The sequence below is a fragment of the Nocardia concava NBRC 100430 genome, assembly GCF_000308815.1.
Lineage (GTDB): Bacteria > Actinomycetota > Actinomycetes > Mycobacteriales > Mycobacteriaceae > Nocardia > Nocardia concava.
On the sequence record NZ_BAFX01000139.1, the window covers coordinates 91127 to 108028 of the forward strand.

Annotated in this window: 15 protein-coding genes and 1 pseudogene; 10 read left to right on the forward strand and 6 right to left on the reverse strand. The window is 68.0% G+C overall.

Going from position 1 to position 16902, the window contains the following annotated elements; all coding sequences use genetic code 11:
• Positions 1-12 precede the first annotated feature (12 nt).
• The 3 genes from ON43_RS32775 to ON43_RS32785 all read left to right on the forward strand — a co-directional run bounded on the left by ON43_RS32775 (position 13) and on the right by ON43_RS32785 (position 2512).
• A complete protein-coding gene (locus ON43_RS32775) occupies positions 13-366 on the forward strand; it encodes a YciI family protein (protein WP_040813713.1) in 354 nt (117 codons plus the stop codon).
• A gap of 205 nt (positions 367-571) precedes the next feature.
• A complete protein-coding gene (locus tag ON43_RS32780; protein WP_040813780.1) occupies positions 572-1834 on the forward strand; it encodes an RNA polymerase sigma factor in 1263 nt (420 codons plus the stop codon).
• 174 nt (positions 1835-2008) lie between these two features.
• Positions 2009-2512, forward strand: a complete 504-nt coding sequence (locus ON43_RS32785) for an aggregation-promoting factor C-terminal-like domain-containing protein (RefSeq protein ID WP_245568846.1) — start codon at positions 2009-2011, stop codon at positions 2510-2512.
• A 141-nt stretch (positions 2513-2653) separates the two neighbouring features.
• Here the strand turns inward: ON43_RS32785 and ON43_RS32790 are convergent, their stop codons facing one another.
• A complete protein-coding gene (locus ON43_RS32790) occupies positions 2654-3505 on the reverse strand; it encodes an SDR family oxidoreductase (protein ID WP_040813784.1) in 852 nt (283 codons plus the stop codon).
• A gap of 110 nt (positions 3506-3615) precedes the next feature.
• On the opposite strand from ON43_RS32790, the gene ON43_RS32795 reads away from it, so the two are divergent.
• Positions 3616-4014, forward strand: a complete 399-nt coding sequence (locus ON43_RS32795; protein ID WP_040813714.1) for a winged helix-turn-helix transcriptional regulator — start codon at positions 3616-3618, stop codon at positions 4012-4014.
• A 21-nt stretch (positions 4015-4035) separates the two neighbouring features.
• Positions 4036-4515, forward strand: coding sequence for a nucleoside deaminase (locus tag ON43_RS32800; RefSeq protein WP_040813715.1), 480 nt, complete (start codon positions 4036-4038; stop codon positions 4513-4515).
• Between the two features lie 130 nt (positions 4516-4645).
• Here ON43_RS32800 and lpdA read toward each other — a convergent pair whose 3' ends face one another.
• Both lpdA and ON43_RS32810 read right to left on the reverse strand, forming a co-directional pair.
• Positions 4646-6049 carry a dihydrolipoyl dehydrogenase gene (gene lpdA / locus ON43_RS32805; RefSeq protein WP_040813716.1) on the reverse strand — a complete coding sequence of 468 codons (1404 nt, stop codon included), beginning with the start codon at positions 6047-6049 and terminating at the stop codon, positions 4646-4648.
• Positions 6050-6119: 70 nt separating this feature from the next.
• Positions 6120-7142 carry a dipeptidase gene (locus ON43_RS32810; RefSeq protein ID WP_174416512.1) on the reverse strand — a complete coding sequence of 341 codons (1023 nt, stop codon included), beginning with the start codon at positions 7140-7142 and terminating at the stop codon, positions 6120-6122.
• 78 nt (positions 7143-7220) lie between these two features.
• Between ON43_RS32810 and ON43_RS32815 the strand changes: the two genes are divergently transcribed.
• The 3 genes from ON43_RS32815 to ON43_RS32825 all read left to right on the forward strand — a co-directional run bounded on the left by ON43_RS32815 (position 7221) and on the right by ON43_RS32825 (position 11470).
• On the forward strand, positions 7221-8276 hold the full coding sequence (locus ON43_RS32815; RefSeq protein ID WP_063712675.1) for an AraC family transcriptional regulator ligand-binding domain-containing protein: 1056 nt from the start codon (positions 7221-7223) through the stop codon (positions 8274-8276).
• Positions 8277-8332: 56 nt separating this feature from the next.
• The gene (locus tag ON43_RS32820) at positions 8333-9346 is read left to right on the forward strand and encodes an NADP-dependent oxidoreductase (RefSeq protein ID WP_040813717.1); all 1014 of its coding nucleotides are present in this window, start codon (positions 8333-8335) and stop codon (positions 9344-9346) included.
• A 72-nt stretch (positions 9347-9418) separates the two neighbouring features.
• Positions 9419-11470: a prolyl oligopeptidase family serine peptidase gene (locus ON43_RS32825; RefSeq protein WP_051179550.1), complete on the forward strand. Its 2052-nt coding sequence runs from the start codon at positions 9419-9421 to the stop codon at positions 11468-11470.
• Positions 11471-11482: 12 nt separating this feature from the next.
• Here ON43_RS32825 and ON43_RS32830 read toward each other — a convergent pair whose 3' ends face one another.
• Entirely contained in the window at positions 11483-12811 is a 1329-nt protein-coding gene (locus tag ON43_RS32830; RefSeq protein ID WP_040813719.1) for an anaerobic C4-dicarboxylate transporter family protein, read from the reverse strand.
• Positions 12812-13029: 218 nt separating this feature from the next.
• Here ON43_RS32830 and ON43_RS46920 point away from each other — a divergent pair.
• A pseudogene (locus ON43_RS46920) lies at positions 13030-13305 on the forward strand (cyclic nucleotide-binding domain-containing protein); the annotation flags it as partial.
• Between the two features lie 99 nt (positions 13306-13404).
• Complete coding sequence (gene aspA, locus ON43_RS32835) at positions 13405-14832, forward strand: aspartate ammonia-lyase (protein ID WP_040813790.1); 1428 nt, start codon at positions 13405-13407, stop codon at positions 14830-14832.
• A gap of 6 nt (positions 14833-14838) precedes the next feature.
• On the opposite strand, the gene ON43_RS32840 is transcribed toward aspA, so the two are convergent.
• Both ON43_RS32840 and ON43_RS32845 read right to left on the reverse strand, forming a co-directional pair.
• Positions 14839-15687 carry an alpha/beta hydrolase family protein gene (locus tag ON43_RS32840; RefSeq protein WP_040813720.1) on the reverse strand — a complete coding sequence of 283 codons (849 nt, stop codon included), beginning with the start codon at positions 15685-15687 and terminating at the stop codon, positions 14839-14841.
• Between the two features lie 94 nt (positions 15688-15781).
• Complete coding sequence (locus tag ON43_RS32845; protein WP_235949243.1) at positions 15782-16414, reverse strand: TetR/AcrR family transcriptional regulator; 633 nt, start codon at positions 16412-16414, stop codon at positions 15782-15784.
• Positions 16415-16902 lie beyond the last annotated feature (488 nt).

Genomic DNA, 16902 nt, shown 5'->3' on the forward strand with positions numbered 1-16902 from the left:
GAGGATCGAAAAATGCGACACATGGTGCTGATTCGCCTGGACCCCAACCAGGCCCCGGATGGTCCGAGCGAGGAGCTGCTCGAGAACATGAACGCCCTCATCGAGGAGATGACCAAGGCGGGCGTGCTGCTCGACACCGCGGGCCTCGGCATCGACGAGACCGTGCGCATCCGGCAGACCGGCGGTGCGCAAACCGTTCTCGACGGCCCGTTCACCGAGTCCAAGGAGATCATCGGCGGCTACTGTCTACTCCAGACCCGGTCGACGGAGGAGGCGGTGGAATGGGCGAGCCGATTCCTGCGCGTCCACGGCCCGGAGTGGGACATCGAGGTCGAGGTGCGGAAGGTCGAGGGCGGACAGAACTGAATCCGCCACGCGGCCAAGGAGTTCACGCGTTCGGGGCAGCCCGCGCGTGAACTCCGGCCACGCCTCCCCCGAGAATCCGACGCCCACGGGCTCGTCGGCCGACCGCCCCACGCGCGAAAACACCGCCCCCACACCCGAATCGGCCGCGTCGAGCGGATCCGAATTGGCCCGGCCGGACGTGCAGGAATCGGCCGAGCGGGGGCAGGTGCGGGCGCGGCGGGCGGTGGAGGCGGCGTGGCGGATCGAGTGGCCGAAGTTGGTCGCCGGGTTGACCAGGCTGGTGGGGGATATCGCGACCGCTGAGGAGTTGGCGCAGGACGCGCTTGTCGCGGCGTTGGAGCAGTGGCCGCGGGAAGGCGTTCCGCCCAATCCCGGCGGGTGGCTCATGCTGACCGCGAAACACCGTGCCGTTGACCGGATTCGGCGGGATGCGAACTTCGCGCGCAAGCTGGAGTTGCTCGGCAGGGAGGTGCTCACGGCCGAGCGCTCCGACGACGATCCGGCGCTGGTTATCGCCGGTGAGCCGGAACCCGCCATCACGGACGATCTGCTGCGCATGATCTTCACCGCCTGCCACCCCGTGCTCACGCCACCGGCCCGCGCCGCACTCACGTTGCGCATGGTGGGCGGGCTGACCACGACCGAGATCGCGCGGGCCTATCTGGTTCCGGAATCGACCGTCGCGCAACGCATCGTGCGGGCCAAGCGCACTATCGCGGCGAAGCGGGTCCCCTACGAGGTGCCCGAGGGTTCGGAGTTGACCGCGCGCCTGGATTCGGTGCTGGAGGTCATCTACCTGATCTTCAACGAGGGATACACGGCCACCTCCGGTGAGCGCTGGGTCCGCGCCGAATTATGCGAGGACGCCTTGCGATTGGCCCGCATCCTGGCAGCACTGCTGCCCCGAGAGCCTGAGGCGCACGGACTCGCCGCCCTGCTCGAACTCCAGGCGTCGCGCACCATCGCCCGCAGCGCCTCCGGCAGCGGGCTGGTGCTGTTGCCCGATCAGGATCGCTCCCGCTGGAATCGTCTCTACATCAATCGCGGTTTCGCGGCACTGGCCCGGGCGCACACGCTGAACCGGACCCGCGATCGCGAGCCCGGGCGCTACGCGCTGCAGGCCGCAATCGCGGCGGTGCACGCCATGGCCCCGACCGCCGAGGAGACCGACTGGCGCCGCATCGCCGGACTGTATGCGATTCTGGCACAACGGTTTCCGTCGCCGGTGGTGGAGTTGAACCGAGCGGTCGCGGTCGCCATGGTCCACGGTCCGGCGGCCGGGCTGGAACTGGTCGACGCCATCGCCGCGGCGGGCGCGCTGGCGGACTACCACCTGCTGCACGCGGTGCGCGGGGACCTGCTGGCTCGGCTGGGCCGAGCGGCCGAGGCGCGCACGGCCTTCGAGCGGGCGGCCGAGCTGACGGCCAATGAGACCGAGCGCGAATTGCTGCTCGGCCGGGCGCGCTGATCCCGGCAATTCGGTCCTATCAGGCATTTTTCCAGCGTGTCGCCATCCAGCGTGTCGCCCCTGATCGCGAACTGAAAGGGCGTAGCGTCAGTTCGTCTGAAAACAGATTGGCCTGATTTTTCGTGCTTGCTGTGACCGCTGGTGTTACGGGGGACCACACGGAAGGACCAGGCGTTGCCCGCTTTTCGAGACTCCAAGAAGCCACCGCTACGAGCCGCGCTCCTGGGACTGCTCGTGGCCGCCCTCACCCCGCTGACCGTCGCGACCGGAAGCGCCGATGCGCGCACCGAGGTCGCGAACCCGATCGCCGACGCACTCGAGATCCCCGCCGCATTGCCGGTGGATCCCGCCGGCCTGCTGCAACTGGTCGGCACCGCTCAGCGGTATTCGAAACCGGCGCTGCAGACCGTGTCCCGCTTCATCGTCCCCGACGACCAGTGGGCCTCGTTCGACCAGATCATCACCCACGAGAGCAACTGGCAGGTCTTCGCCATCAACCCGACCTCGGGCGCCTACGGCCTGGCCCAGGCGCTGCCCGCGCACAAGATGTTCAGCGAGGGCCCCGACTGGATGTTCAACCCGCTCACCCAATTGCGCTGGGCCTACCGCTACATGGTCGCCCGCTACGGCAGTCCGAACGCCGCCTGGGATTTCTGGCAGGCCCACAACTGGTACTGAGCGCCCAGCCCCGCCCGTCATCCCGCTGGTGCCGGCCCCGTCATCCCGGCACGTTTTTAGCCGGGATCCACGTCAAGAGGGTGGATTCCAGCCAAAAGCACGCTGGAATGACGAGGTAGACGGTGACGAGGTGGACGGCGCTCAGGCCAGGGCCGCCCGGAACACCTCGGCCACGGGGGTCGACGGGCGGCCCAGCAGGCGCTGCAGGTCGCCGGAGTCGACGGTCAGGATGCCCTCGGCGATACCGGCGTCGGCGTCGGCCAGCACCGCGGCGTAGCCCGCGTCCAGGCCCGCACCCTCGAGCGCGGCGGCGTAATCGGCCTGCGGCAGATCCTGGTAGCGCACCGGCTTGCCGGAGACCTCCGAAAGCACCTGCGCCAGTTCGGCATAGGTGAGGGTCTCGTCGCCGCCGAGTTCGTAGACCTTGCCCTCGTGGCCGTCGGTGGTGAGCACGCGGGCCGCGGCCTCGGCGTAATCGGCCCGCGCCGCACCGGATACCTTGCCGTCGCGGGCCGCGCCGTAGAGCGTGCCGGACTCGACCGCGTGCGCCAGGCCGCCGTTGTAGTTCTCCCAGTACCAGCTGTTGCGCAGCAGCACGGTCGGGATCTTCGCCTCGGCCAGCACCGCCTCGGTGCCGATATGCTCCTGGGCCAGGATCAGCGGGTTCGCGTCGGCCTTCGGAATGCTGGTGTAGGCCAGCAGTTTCACGCCCGCCGCCTCGGCCGCGCGCAGCACGTTGGTGTGCTGGGCGACCCGCTTGCCGAACTCGTTGCCGGAGACCAGCAGCACCCGGTCGACACCCTGGAACGCCTGCTCCAGCGCGGCCGGATCGTCGAAGCCCGCGACCCGCACCTCGACCCCACGCTCGGCCAGGTCGGCCACCTTGGCGGGATCGCGGACCACGGCCACCACCGGCTGCGATCCGTCCTTCAACAGCGCCTCGACGACGAGACGACCCAGCTGACCACTTGCTCCGGTGACTGCGACGGTCATGACTTCCTCCACGGTTTCAGGGAATGAACTGAACTCTCGACATGTACTAACTAATAGTAAGCACATCCCATTCCCAAACCGCTACCCGAATGACAGGTAACCTGAATCTCATGACCTCCCAGCCCCCCGACCAGGCATATGCGGTCGACCCCACGCTGGAGGCCGACGTCTTCGCCCGCAATTGCGCCTCGCGCCCCGTCCTCCAGGACGTGGCCAGCCGCTGGGGCGTCCTCGCCCTGGCCGCCCTGCGCGAGGGCCCCTACCGCTTCTCCGCCCTGCGCCGCCGCGTGGACGGCATCTCCGAGCGCATGCTCTCCCAGACCCTGCAGACCCTGGAACGCGACGGCATGGTCAATCGCGAAGTCCAGCAATCCATCCCGCCGGTCGTCGAGTACACCCTCACCGACCTCGGCGCGAAGGTCGCCGACCAACTCGTCGGCCTCATCGACATTCTCGAATCCAATATCTCCGCCATCACCGCCGCCCAGACGGCCTACCACCGCCAATAAGCCGCGAGCGCAAGGAGCCGCATGTCCGCCGACGACGATCTGCACTACCTGGAGCGCTGCGTGGAACTGGCCGAGGAGGCGCTGAACGCGGGCGACGAGCCGTTCGGATCGCTACTGGTCGACGCGAACGGGAAAGTACTGGCGGAAGACCGCAACCGAGTCTCCGGCGGCGACCAGACCCGCCACCCCGAATTCGACCTGGCCCGCTGGGCAGGCGAAAACCTGACCCCCGAAGAGCGCGCCACCGCCACCGTCTACACCTCCGGCGAACACTGCCCCATGTGCTCGGCGGCCCACGCCTGGAACGGCCTCGGCCGCATCGTCTACGCCGCCTCCACCACCCAACTCCTGGAGTGGCTCAACGAGTTCGGCGTCCCGACGGGCCCGGTCCGCCCCCTCTCCATCCGGGAAGTGGCCCCGAGCATCCCGGTCTCCGGCCCTTTCCCGGAACTGACCGACCGCGTCTACGCCCTCCACCGCCGCCTGCACCTGGGAGACTGACCGCTCGAAGCAATGAAAACGGCCCGGTGCCAGCGTCTTCCGCTGGCACCGGGCCGTTTCGGGGGTCCGGGGGCCTGCCCCCGAAATCTCGAGGGGGTTCGGGGACGAAGCCCCTGAGAGCCTCTGCGAGTTAGAAATTGATCATGTGACCGGCGAGGCCGTGGATCGCTTCCTGGATGGCTTCCGACAGGGTCGGGTGGGTGTGGACGTTGCGCGCGACCTCGTTGACCGTCAGGTCCCACTTCTGGGCGAGGGTCAGCTCCGGCAGCAGCTCGGAGACGTCCGGGCCGATCATGTGGCCGCCCAGCAGTTCTCCGTACTTGGCGTCGGAGATCAGCTTGACGAAGCCCTGGGCGTCGCCGAGGCCGTGGGCCTTGCCGTTGGCGGTGAACGGGAAGGTGGCGACCTTGACGTCGTAGCCCTCGTCGCGGGCCTGCTGCTCGGTGAGGCCGAAGGAGGCGACCTGCGGCTGGCAGAAGGTGGCGCGCGGCATCATGCGGTAGTCGCCGAGAGCCTGGGTCTCGGCGCCGGCGATGGTCTCGGCGGCGACGACGCCCTGCGCCTCGGCGACGTGCGCGAGCTGCAGCTTGGCGGTGACGTCACCGATGGCGTAGATACCGGGGACGTTGGTACGCATGTAGTCGTCGATCGCGATGGCGCCGCGGTCGGTGAGCTGCACGCCGGTGGCCTCGAGGCCGTAGCCCTGCACGCGCGGCGCGAAGCCGACGGCCTGCAGCACCTTGTCGACGGTGACGGTCTCGATCGCACCGGACTTGTTGTCCTTGATGGCGACGGTGACCTTGGAGCCGTCGTCGTCGATGGACTGCACGGCCGCACCGGTGGTGATGGTGATGCCGAGCTTCTTGTACGCCTTGGTGATCTCCTTGGAGACGTCGGCGTCCTCGTTCGGCAGTGCGCGGTCGAGGAATTCGACGATGCGCACGTCCACGCCGTAGTTCTTGAGGACGTAGCCGAACTCCATGCCGATGGCGCCCGCACCCACGATGAGGATGGAGCCCGGCAGGTCGCGGGTGAGGATCTGCTCCTCGTAGGTGACCACGTTGGCGGACAGCGAGGTGCCCGGCAGCAGCTTGGTCTCGGTGCCGGCCGCGATGATCACGTTGTCGAACGTGATGTCCTCGGTGCCGCCCTTGGTGAGCGCGACCGACAGCGACTTCGGACCGGTGAACGTGCCCTTCCCGTCGAACTCGTCGATCTTGTTCTTCTTCATCAGGAAGTGGACGCCCTTGACCCGGCCGTCCGCGACCTTGCGGCTGCGATCGAACGCCGCGCCGAAGTCGAAGGTCGCGTTACCCGAGATACCGAAGGTCTTCGCTTCCTTGGTGAAGATATGGGCCAGCTCCGCGTTCCGAAGCAGCGCCTTGGACGGAATGCAGCCCACGTTCAGGCACACGCCACCCCAGTATTTCTGCTCGACGATCGCTGTTCGCAGGCCGAGTTGAGCGGCACGAATCGCGGCGACGTAACCGCCGGGACCAGCGCCGAGAACGACGACATCGTAGTGGGAAGTCACGGCTTCGAGACTAGACCTGTTACCGGTTGCTCACTCAGCCATCCCCCGCTCGGGTGAGACGCGGAACACGTTAATCGCGCCACACCTGGCGGGCCGCGCGGGCGAAATTGCCGCCGAACACGGCTGACCGGTCTGATTCGATGAAGCCGCGCGCCGCCAGCACCTCGTCCAGACCCGGCACATCCGACTCGCCGAGCAGATCCTCCGGCGGCGTCCACTGCAGCGGACCGTAGCGGGTGTAGTCCTCGGAGAACGTCTCCGGGCTGGCGAACATGACCTCGTTGAATTCGTCGCCGTCGAAGGAGAAGTCGGACGAGATGCCGATGTGCTCGATCCCGAGCAGTTCCACGCCGTAGACGATGTGGTCGGCCATGGCGGCGACCCGTTCGGCCCGGGACGCCGGCTCGTTGTGGCCCAGGAAGATTCCGACGCCGTTGATGCCGATCACGCCGCCGGTGGCCGCGCACGCCTTGGCCTGCTCGTCGGTGATATTGCGCGGATGCGCCCACAGCGCCGCGAAATTCGAGTGACTGTAGATCATCGGCACGGTCGTGGTCTCGGCGATGTCGAGTCCGGTCCGCGCCGAGCAGTGCGATCCGTCGGCGAACACCCCGACCTCGTTGAGCTTGCGGATCAGGTCCCGCCCGTACCCGGTGAGCCCGGTGTCATTGGCGTCCAGGCAGCCGCACCCGGCCGCATTGGCGTAGTTGTAGCTGGGCAGCAGCGAGCGCAGCCCCAATTCGTAGAACAGCTCGACATTGTCGAGGTCACCCTCGAGCGGTGCGGAGTCCTCCAGATCGAAGGCCAGCGCCAGCGTGGATTCGGTCTCCACGGTGGGCACCTCCGGCCAGGCGTCCTCGATGCTGTGCACCAGCCGGAACCGCCCGTCGGTCAAGGCATCCCGCCGGAACTGGGTGACCAGCTCCAGCGACTCCCGGGTGGATTGCGGCGAATATCCGATATTCACCGATAGATACGACCCCGACGGGTATCGGGTCAGCTCGGTGAGATCCGCGGTCGGCAGCAGCGGCAGGCAGCAGTGCTGTTCCCACAGCCGAGGCCGGCCGGTCTGCGAACGTTGTTGCGGCGACACCGAACCTCCTCGCGGATGGGCTTCGAAGCCGCAATCCTACCGACCGGTGGGACGAGTGCGATCACTACTGTGGGGCGGGTGGATCCGCTCGACCGCACGGTTTCGACCCAGCTCATCCGCCTGGTGCGCGACGCCGCCCGGCAGGCCGGGGCCGAACCGGGACAGCTGGCCGGAATTCACGGCCTGGACGAGCAGACCCTCGCCGTCGAGCTGAATCGGATCCCGCTCGATTCCCTGATTCGCCTGTGGGAGTTGATCGCCCATCTGCGACCCGGACCGGGCGCGGGTGTCGCGGTGGCCGCCGCCGCACCGCTGGGAACCCTCACCACCTGGGACTATCTGGTGACCACCGGATCCACCCTGGCCGAATCACTGCGTGCCGCACAGCCGTACCACCGCGTGGTCACCGCGGCGGGCGAGAGCTTCGAGCTCGACGGAGAGGGCGATCTCACCGTCGGCTACCGCACCACCGCGGGCGATCCGGCGGTGTCGGCCGTGGTCAACGAATACCTCCTCGCCTACTACCTGCGCCGCGCCCGCGAGGCCACCGGTCGCCCTGTGCGCGCCAAGCGCGTGACCTTCGGACACCCTGCACCGCACGGGCATTCGATCCTGGCCGAGGCGTTCGGCACCACCGATATCGAATTCGGCGCGCCCGCCGACAGCATCACCTTCCACGCCGACGACGCCGCCGCGTCCCTGCACCGCGCCGATCCGATACTCGGCGATCTGCTCCGCAGCCATGCCGATCTGGTGCTGGCGAGCTCGCGCGCCGTGCCCGGTCCGCTGGAGGCGTTCCGCGCCGCCCTCGCCGCGGCCCTGGCCGACGGCGATCTCACCCTGGACGCCGTGGCCCGGCGGCTCCTGCTGGGCCGCCGATCCCTGCAGCGCCGGCTCGCCGACCACGGCACCACCTGGCGGTACGAGGTCGATCTGCTGCGCTACGAACGGGCCGAAACCCTACTGGCCGAGGGCCGTTCGACGGCCGCGGTGGCCGCCCGGCTCGGCTTCACCGACGATCGCGCCCTGCGCAAGGCGTTCCAGCGCTGGCGCGGCACCTCGCCGACCGGCCTGGCGCAAACGGACCGGGCGGTGGCATCGCGGGACCTGGGGGCGGGCGCGATCGGTTCATAACGTTGTCGGCAACGGGCCGCTATAACGGCCATCCGCAACGAAAAGGACTGTGTGCCATGACAACTCAGCTTCGTACCGGCCGGGAGATCCAGCTCGCCGCCCGCCCCGCGGGCGCGCCGACGGCCGCGAACTTCACCCTCGTGGAGCGCCCGCTGCCCGAGCTGGCCGAGGGCCAGATCCTGGTCCGCAACACCTGGATGTCGGTGGATCCGTACATGCGCGGCCGTATGGACGACAAGCCGTCCTATATCCCGCCCTTCGCCCTCGGCGAGGCGCTGGAGGGCTCGGCGGTGGGCGAGGTGATCGAGTCCCGTTCGGCGGCGATTCCGGTGGGCGCCACCGTGACCCACTTCCTGGGCTGGCGCGAGTTCGCGGTGGTGGACGCCGAGACGGCCACCGTGCTCGACACCGGCCTGGCCGACCCACGCCACTATCTCGGCGTGCTGGGCACCACCGGCCTGACCGCCTACGCGGCGCTGACCGCGATCGCCCCGGTCCGGGACGGCGATGTCGTGTTCGTCTCGGCGGCGGCGGGCGCGGTGGGCAGCGTGGCCGGGCAGATCGCTCGCAAACTCGGTGCGAGCCGGGTGGTCGGCTCGGCGGGCGGGCCCGCGAAAACCCGTCTGCTGACCGATGAATTCGGCTTCGACGCGGCCATCGACTACCGAGCGGGCGACCTGCGCGGGCAGCTGGCCGCCGCCGCGCCCGGGGGCATCGACGTCTACCTCGACAGCGTCGGAGCCGAGCACCTGAAGGTCGCCATCGAGGCCATGCACCCGGGCGGCCGCATCGCCCTGGTCGGCGCGATCAGCGGATACAACGGCGCGGCACCGGAGTTCACGCCGGACCTGTACCTGGCCGCCACCAGGGAGATCACGCTGCGCGGCATGCTGGTCACCAGTCACCTCGCGAGCTTCGGCGAGTACATCGGGCGGGCCGCCGGTTGGCTCGCCGACGGCAGCCTGCGCGCCCGGGAGACCGTCTACGAGGGCCTCGAGCAGGCGCCCGCCGCGTTCCTGGGCGTGCTGTCCGGCGCGAACACCGGAAAGATGCTGGTGCGTCTGGGCTGACGCGCCCGCCGGCACCGCTCCCGGGCAACACGTTCGCGACCGGCGAACGCGGGCCTCGGCAACAATGAGGGCATGACCGGTGTTGGAGAGAGCGTGACAGATCCGTACCTGTGGCTCGAAGAGGTCGAGGGCGAGCGCGCCCTGGAGTGGGCACAAGCGCGTAATGCCGTGGTGAAGGAGAGATTCGCCGCGTCCGAGCGCTTCGCCGAACTCGAGGCGCGCGTACTCGCCATGCTCGACACCGACACCCGCATCGCGTATCCGGGCCGGCGCGGCCCGTGGCTCTACAACTACTGGCGCGATCGCGAGCATCCGAAGGGGCTGTGGCGGCGCACCACTTTCGCCGAGTACGCCAAGCAGGATCCGGACTGGGAGATCCTCATCGACCTGGACGCGCTGGCCGCGACCGAGCACGAGAACTGGGTGTGGGGCAGCGCGGCGGTGCTGCGGCCGGCGCAGCAGCGGGCGCTGATCAGCCTCTCGCGCGGCGGCGCGGACGCCAAGGTGGTGCGCGAATTCGATATCGAGACAAAGGCTTTCATCGCCCCCGAGAACGGCGGCTTCTATCTACCTGAGGCCAAGTCGGATTTCGCGTGGATCGATGACGACACGCTCTACGTCGGCACCGATTTCGGCCCGGGCTCGCTCACCGATTCCGGCTACCCGCGCGTGGTGAAGCGCTGGCATCGCGGAACCCCGCTGGAGGCAGCGGAATTCGTCTACGAGGGCGAGGTCACCGATGTGGCCGTCTCGGCGGGCTACGACCGCACGCCCGGCTACGAACGCCACTTCCTGGGCCGGGCCACCGACTTCTTCAACGAGGAGGTCTACCTGCTGGAGCCCGACGGCACCCTGCGCTTCATCGACGTGCCCAGCGACGCCACCGAATCCTGGTACAAGGATCTGCTGCTGGTGCGTCTCAAGTCGCCGTGGGAGGTGAACGGCACGACCTATCCGGCGGGTTCGCTGCTGGCCGCGAACTTCGAGGAATTCCTCTCCGGCGCACGCGATTTCGAGGTGCTGTTCACCCCTGACGCGCATACGGCGCTGCACGGCTACGGCTGGACCGAGAACCACCTGATGCTCATCACGCTCGAGGACGTGCAGACCAAGCTCTACGTCCTCACCCCCGGTCCGGACGGCTGGACCCGCGAACCGCTGGCCGACGCCCCGCGCATGGCCACCACCAGCGTCACGAACCTGGACCGCCTCGAGGGCGGGGACGAGTTCATGCTCTCCACCAGTGGTTTCACCCGTCCGACCACACTCATGTGGGGTTCGGTGGGCGGCAGCGTGGAGGTGCTCAAGCAGGAGCAGGAGTTCTTCGACGCCGACGGCATCGAGACCGAACAGTTCTTCGCCACCTCCGACGACGGCACGCGAATCCCGTATTTCGTGATCCGCCACCGTGATCGCAAGGGCTCCCCCGGCCCGACCGTCATGTCCGGCTACGGCGGCTTCGAGGTCTCGCGCACGCCGGGCTATTTCGGCGGGGTGGGCATGGGCTGGCTGGAGCGCGGCGGCACCTACGTCATGACCAATATCCGCGGCGGCGGCGAGTACGGCCCGGAATGGCACACCCAGGTGCTGAAGGCCAACCGGCACAAGGCCTATGAGGATTTCGCGGCCGTGGCCCGCGACCTGGTGGCCCGCGGCATCACCACCCACGAGCAGCTCGGCGCGGTCGGCGGCAGCAATGGCGGCCTGCTCATGGGCGTCATGCTGACCCGGTATCCGGAATTGTTCGGGGCCATCGTGTGCCAGGTGCCGCTGCTGGACATGAAGCGCTATCACCTGCTGCTGGCGGGCGCGTCCTGGATCGCCGAGTACGGCGACCCGGACAAGCCGGAGGAGTGGGAGTACATCTCCAAGTACTCGCCGTACCAGAACACCAGCGCCGACCGGCAATACCCGCCGATCCTGCTCACCACCTCGACCCGCGACGACCGCGTGCACCCGGGCCATGCGCGAAAGATGGCCGCGCGCTTGGAATCCGAGGGCCACGACGTCTGGTACTACGAGAACATCGAGGGCGGCCACGGCGGTGCGGCCGACAACAAGCAGTCGGCCTTCCAGTCCGCGCTGGTCTACGAGTTCTTCGCCCGGCAACTCATGAAGGAGTGACGCCTCGACCGCTCAGCCGATGATCGCCGCCAGGCCGTAGCCGATGGCGATGGAGGCGACCAGGGTGACCAGACCGGGACGCATGAACGAGTGGTTGAGCACGTACTTGCCGAAGTGGGTCGTCCCGCTCAGGTCGAAGTTCACCGCCGCGATGCTGGTCGGGTAGACCGGCAGGATGAACAGCGCCGCGACCGCGGGCAGCATGGCCACCAGCTGGGCCGACGGGATACCGAGCGCCATACCCAGCGGCATCATGGTTTTGGTGGTCGCGGCCTGACTCAGGATGAGCGCCGCGACCACGGTCACGATGATCGCGAAGGTCCAGGTGTGGTCCTTGGCGATGCCGCCGAGCTTGTCGACGATGAGGGTCTTGTTGGCCTCGACGAAAGAGTCACCGAGCCAGGCCAATCCGAATACGCCGACCAGCGCCACCAGACCGGCCTTGGCGACCGGCATGCCGGGCACCCGGGCGGCGTCGACCTTGCACAGCACCATGATCACCGCCGCCGTGGCGAGCATGAGCACCTCGATGGCGTACGGCATGGCCAGCGCGTCGACCTTGCCGTCCGCGCCGTGCACGCTGGGCCGCAGGCTCGGGAACGCGCCGGAGATGACGATGGCGATCACGCCGAGCAGGAAGATGCCCGCCGACCAGGAGGCGCGCGGCGGCAACGGCGGCCGGTCGGCGTGGCTCGGATCGATGGGCGGGATCTCCCCCGCCGCCAGCCGGCGCTGATATTCCGGATCGTCGTCGAGGTCCTTGCCGAGCCGGAGCACCGACAGCGCACCGACCATGGACCCGATGAGGGTGGACGGCACGGTGATGGCCAGGATCTTCACGATGGACCACCCGTCGGGCCCGAAGATGACCACCGACGCGGCGGTCGAGGCCGAGACCGGGCTGGCCACGATGGCGATCTGATTGGCGATGGTGGCGATGGAAATGGGCCGCTCCGGCCGGATTCCGCCCTCGCGCGCCACCTCGTGGATGACCGGCAGCAGCGGGTACAGCAGGTGCCCGGTGCCGGCTCCGACGGTGAACGCGTAGGTCACCAGGGGTGCCACGAAGGTGATCCGCTTGGGGTTGCTGCGAATTATCCGCTCGGCGATTCGGACCATGTAATCGACGCCGCCCGCCGCCTCCATGGTCGCCGCGGCCACCACCACGGACAGGATGATGAGCAGCACGTCCACCGGCGGCACGGTCGGCTCGACCCCGAAGATGGTCGCCAGCGCGAAGACGCCGATACCACCCCACACACCGAGTCCGATGCCTCCGACCCGGGATCCGATCATGATGATGCCCAACATGACCGCCAGTTCGAGCAGCATCTTGACCATCGTCGACCGCCTGTTCGGCTAGTAGGTGGTGGTGCCTGGGCATGCTGTTACCGAGTCGCTCTTGAAAGATATCCGCACGACGCGGAAAGATTGCGGTTTGTTTGCCAGTGTTGATGTCGTGACACGAGCACCTCCCTTCCGGACGAGGAGTCGATGTGGGTCAACTGGACGAGCTGATCAAGACCACCGCCACCGCCACCGGCCTCGACCCGGACGATGTGCGCGCCCTCGCCAAACAGGCGGAACGCCGCGAATTCCCGCCCGGCGCGGTGCTCTTCCACGAGGCCACGCCGCGCGACTGGCTGGGCATCGTCATCGAGGGCGAGGTCGAGGTCTTCGTCGGACTGACCGGACACGAAACCGTGCTGGGCCACTACGGCCCCGGCAGCCTGCTGGGCGAGGTCGGACTGCTCGACGACGGCCCGCACGCGGCCACCGCTCGCACCAAGCCGGGCGCGGTGGTGCTCACCGTCTCCCGCGACACCATGCGCCGGATCGCCGCCGAGGACCCCGAGCGCTACTACCGCATGGTGGGCCGGGTGGCCCAGCTCATCAGCCAGCGCCTGCGCAGCGTGTCCGAGCAGCTGTCGGCCATGCAGGCCGCCTCCCGCCCGCTGGGCGGCATCCGTACCGAGCACGACTCGCTCGGCGAGCGCGAGCTCCCGTCGGAGGCCTACTACGGCGTGCAGACCCTCCGCGCGGTCGAGAACTTCCCGATCTCGGGCATCAAACTGCGCAAGTTCGGCGATCTGGTGCACGCCCTGGCCTACGTGAAAAAGGCTGCCGCGCTTGCCAATGCCGAGCTCGGATCGATCACCGACGCCAAGCGCGACGCCATCGTCGCGGCCTGCGACGAGATCCTGGACGGCAAGCTGCGCGAGGACTTCATCGTCGACATGGTGCAGGGCGGCGCGGGCACCTCGACCAATATGAACGCCAACGAGGTCATCGCCAACCGCGGCCTCGAGCTCATGGGCCACCACAAGGGCGAATACCAGTATCTGCACCCCAACGACGACGTGAACTGTTCGCAGTCCACCAACGACGTCTACCCCACCTCGGTGAAGCTGGGCGTCTACCTCTCGTTGCAGAACGCCGTCGCGGCACTGGGCGAACTGCGAACCGCGTTGCAGGCCAAGGCCGCCGAGTTCAGCGACGTCATCAAGATGGGCCGCACCCAGCTGCAGGACGCGGTGCCGATGACGCTGGGCCAGGAGTTCGGCGCGTACGCGGTCATGATCGGTGAGGCCATCGCGCACCTGCTGCGCATCTCGCAGGATCTGCTGGCGATGAACATGGGCGCGACCGCCATCGGCACCGGCATCACCAGCCCGCCCGGCTACGCCGAACTGGTCACCGCCAAGCTGGCGCAGGTCACCGGGCTGCCGATCGTCCAGGCGGAGAACCTGGTCGAGGCCACCCAGGACTCCGGCGATTTCGTCGCCATCTCCGCCACGCTCAAGCGCGCCGCGGTGCAGCTGTCGAAGATCTGCAACGATCTGCGGCTGCTGTCCTCGGGCCCGCGCGCGGGTCTGGGCGAGATCAATCTGCCGCCCATGCAACCGGGTTCGTCGATCATGCCGGGCAAGGTGAACCCGGTCATCCCGGAAGTGGTGTCGCAGGTCTGTTTCCAGCTCATCGGCTACGACATGACGGTCACCATGGCCGCCGAGGCCAGCCAGCTCGAGCTCAACATGGCCGAGCCGATCATGGCCTACGACCTGCTCATGGGCACCATGATGCTGCGCAATGCGGCCATCACCCTGACCAGCCGCTGCGTCGTCGGCATCACCGCCAACCGGGAGCACTGCCGGGAACTGGTCAACCACAGCATCGGCCTGGTCACCGCGCTGGTGCCGAAGCTGGGTTACGAACAGTCGGCCTCGATCGCCAAGGAGGCGTTGAAGACCGGCGGCAGCGTCTACGACCTGGTGCTGGAACGTGGCGCCATGACCAAGGACGAGCTCGACGAACTGCTGAGCCCGGAGAAGATGACCGCACCCCGCTCCCGGCTGATCTGACCCGAATCAGCGGTCCCGGAGCCACTTTTCGAGATAGTCGAGGGTGGATTCGGGATCGCTGATCCAGCCGTTGTGCCCGAGCGAGTCCGGGTTGTGCCAGGTGGTGATGTCGGCATTCGGCAGCTTGGCGAGCAATTGCCGCGCCGAGCGCTGCGGGGTCAGCTCATCGCCCCGCAGGGTGATCGACAGCACCGGCAGTTTCAGCCGCGCGATGCGCTCCTCGTAGTCGATATCGGCTCCGGCGGGCTGGAATCTGCCGGTGCGGGCCAGTCGCGCCCAGTCGGCGATGAGCACCTTCGACTGCCGCCCGAACCCGCCCGCGGTGACCGTGTCGCCGGGCCAGAACCCGGCCAGCGGAGCGGTCAGCGAGAGCGCCGCGCTGCCGAGCGCGGCCAGGCCCGAATATCCGCGATGATGGGGCGTCCCGGACGCGACCAGGATGAGCCCGCCCAGCCGTCCGCGGATCCGGGCGGCGTACATGACCCCGAGCTGCCCACCCATGCTGTGCCCCAGCAGATACGGCGTGCTGTCCGGAAAGCGTTCGCGGACCGCCTCGAACATGGCAGGGAAGTCCACGGCCACCAGTTCGTGGTAGCCGAATTGGCTCGCCGCACCGGGTTTGGGCTTACTGTCCCCGTTTCCGCGGATCTCCAGCAGCGCCACGTCGAAACCCCGGTCCGCCAACGGCTTCCCGAACAGTGAATAGAACTCCCCCGGAACTCCCAGTCCCGGAACGATAACGATCACCGGTCTCGGCGTGTCAGCCGTAATCGGATGCCGGTGTGGACCTTTCGCCGGAATCATCCGCACCGGCACCGTGGTCCCGTCGGGCATCTGAATCGGAACCGTCTCCATGATCGGCACGCTACCCGCAAAATTCGCGCCCGTCCGCGAGGCGGACGGGCGCGAAAGGGAGTCGGATGGGGGAGGTTCGAACCGGGTTGCGGCGTCAGGCGCTGACCGCGCCCATGATGACGCGCCGCAGGACGCGGATGACGTCGTCGAGCGGCTGGCGCGGTTCCGAACCGCTCCAGGCGTCCACCACGTAGTTCACCGCGCCGATGATGGCGAGCACGCGCATTTCGTAGTCGCCGGGCGGGATTTCACCGTGCAGCGCGGCATCCTCGGCGGCACTGGCCAGCAGCGCGCCCCAGGCGCGCCGCAGCTCCAGGCGGAACTTCTCCACCTTGGGTCCCGCGCCGACGACTTCGACGAGCGCGACTCTGGCCTTGCGCGGATCGCGCCCGATGGACTCGATGTAGGCGCGGACCGCGGCGTCGATGATGTCGATGGCGCTGGCGTCGGAGTGCTCGGCGATGGTGGCCGCCACGGCTTCCCGGGATTCGCGATCGATCTGCTCGTAGAGCTCGAGCAACAGCGATTCGCGTCCGGTGAACTCCTCGTAGAACTGCCTAGAGGAGAGGCCGGCGTCCTTACAGATGGCCCCGACGGAACTATTGGCATATCCGTCGCGCGCGAACACCGTGAGCCCGGACTCCAGAAAACGCGCACGACGCTGCCGCTGCCGGTCTTCTACGGGCTGCCCGGCGTACATTCTTCCCGCGTTCGTTTCCTGTGACATTGCGCCAGACAATACCGAAGGGCCCGATCCCCTCGTCATGGATCGGGCCCTTCGTTTGCACCTTCGACTTACCGCGCGTTAGCCGAAAGTTGGCTCAGTGACTTCGGGCAGTGCGGCGCACCCGGGACGGTGGGTATAGGCAGGGGAACCGTCCCGGGTTCGGGACGCGCGTCCGGGGGGAGACTCGCGGCCCGATGTCGCATTGACCCGAAAGTCACTGATCGTTTGCCGTTCAACACGATACAGAGCAGTGGAACTGGACGGAATACTTTTCGAGGAGATTTTTAGTATAAATTTGGCGTGTCGCTCCGGCGGGTGGCAAGCACGAGTCCCGACAACCGGGAGCAGCGACCGACCGCGGGCGCGAAAAAGGGCCCGATCCCCTCGTCAAAGATCAGGCCCTTCGTCATCGATTCGGCTTCCGCGCAGTAGCCGAAAGATGGCGCTCGTCGCGCTACTTGGCAGAAAGACTCGACGAACCGGTCTGC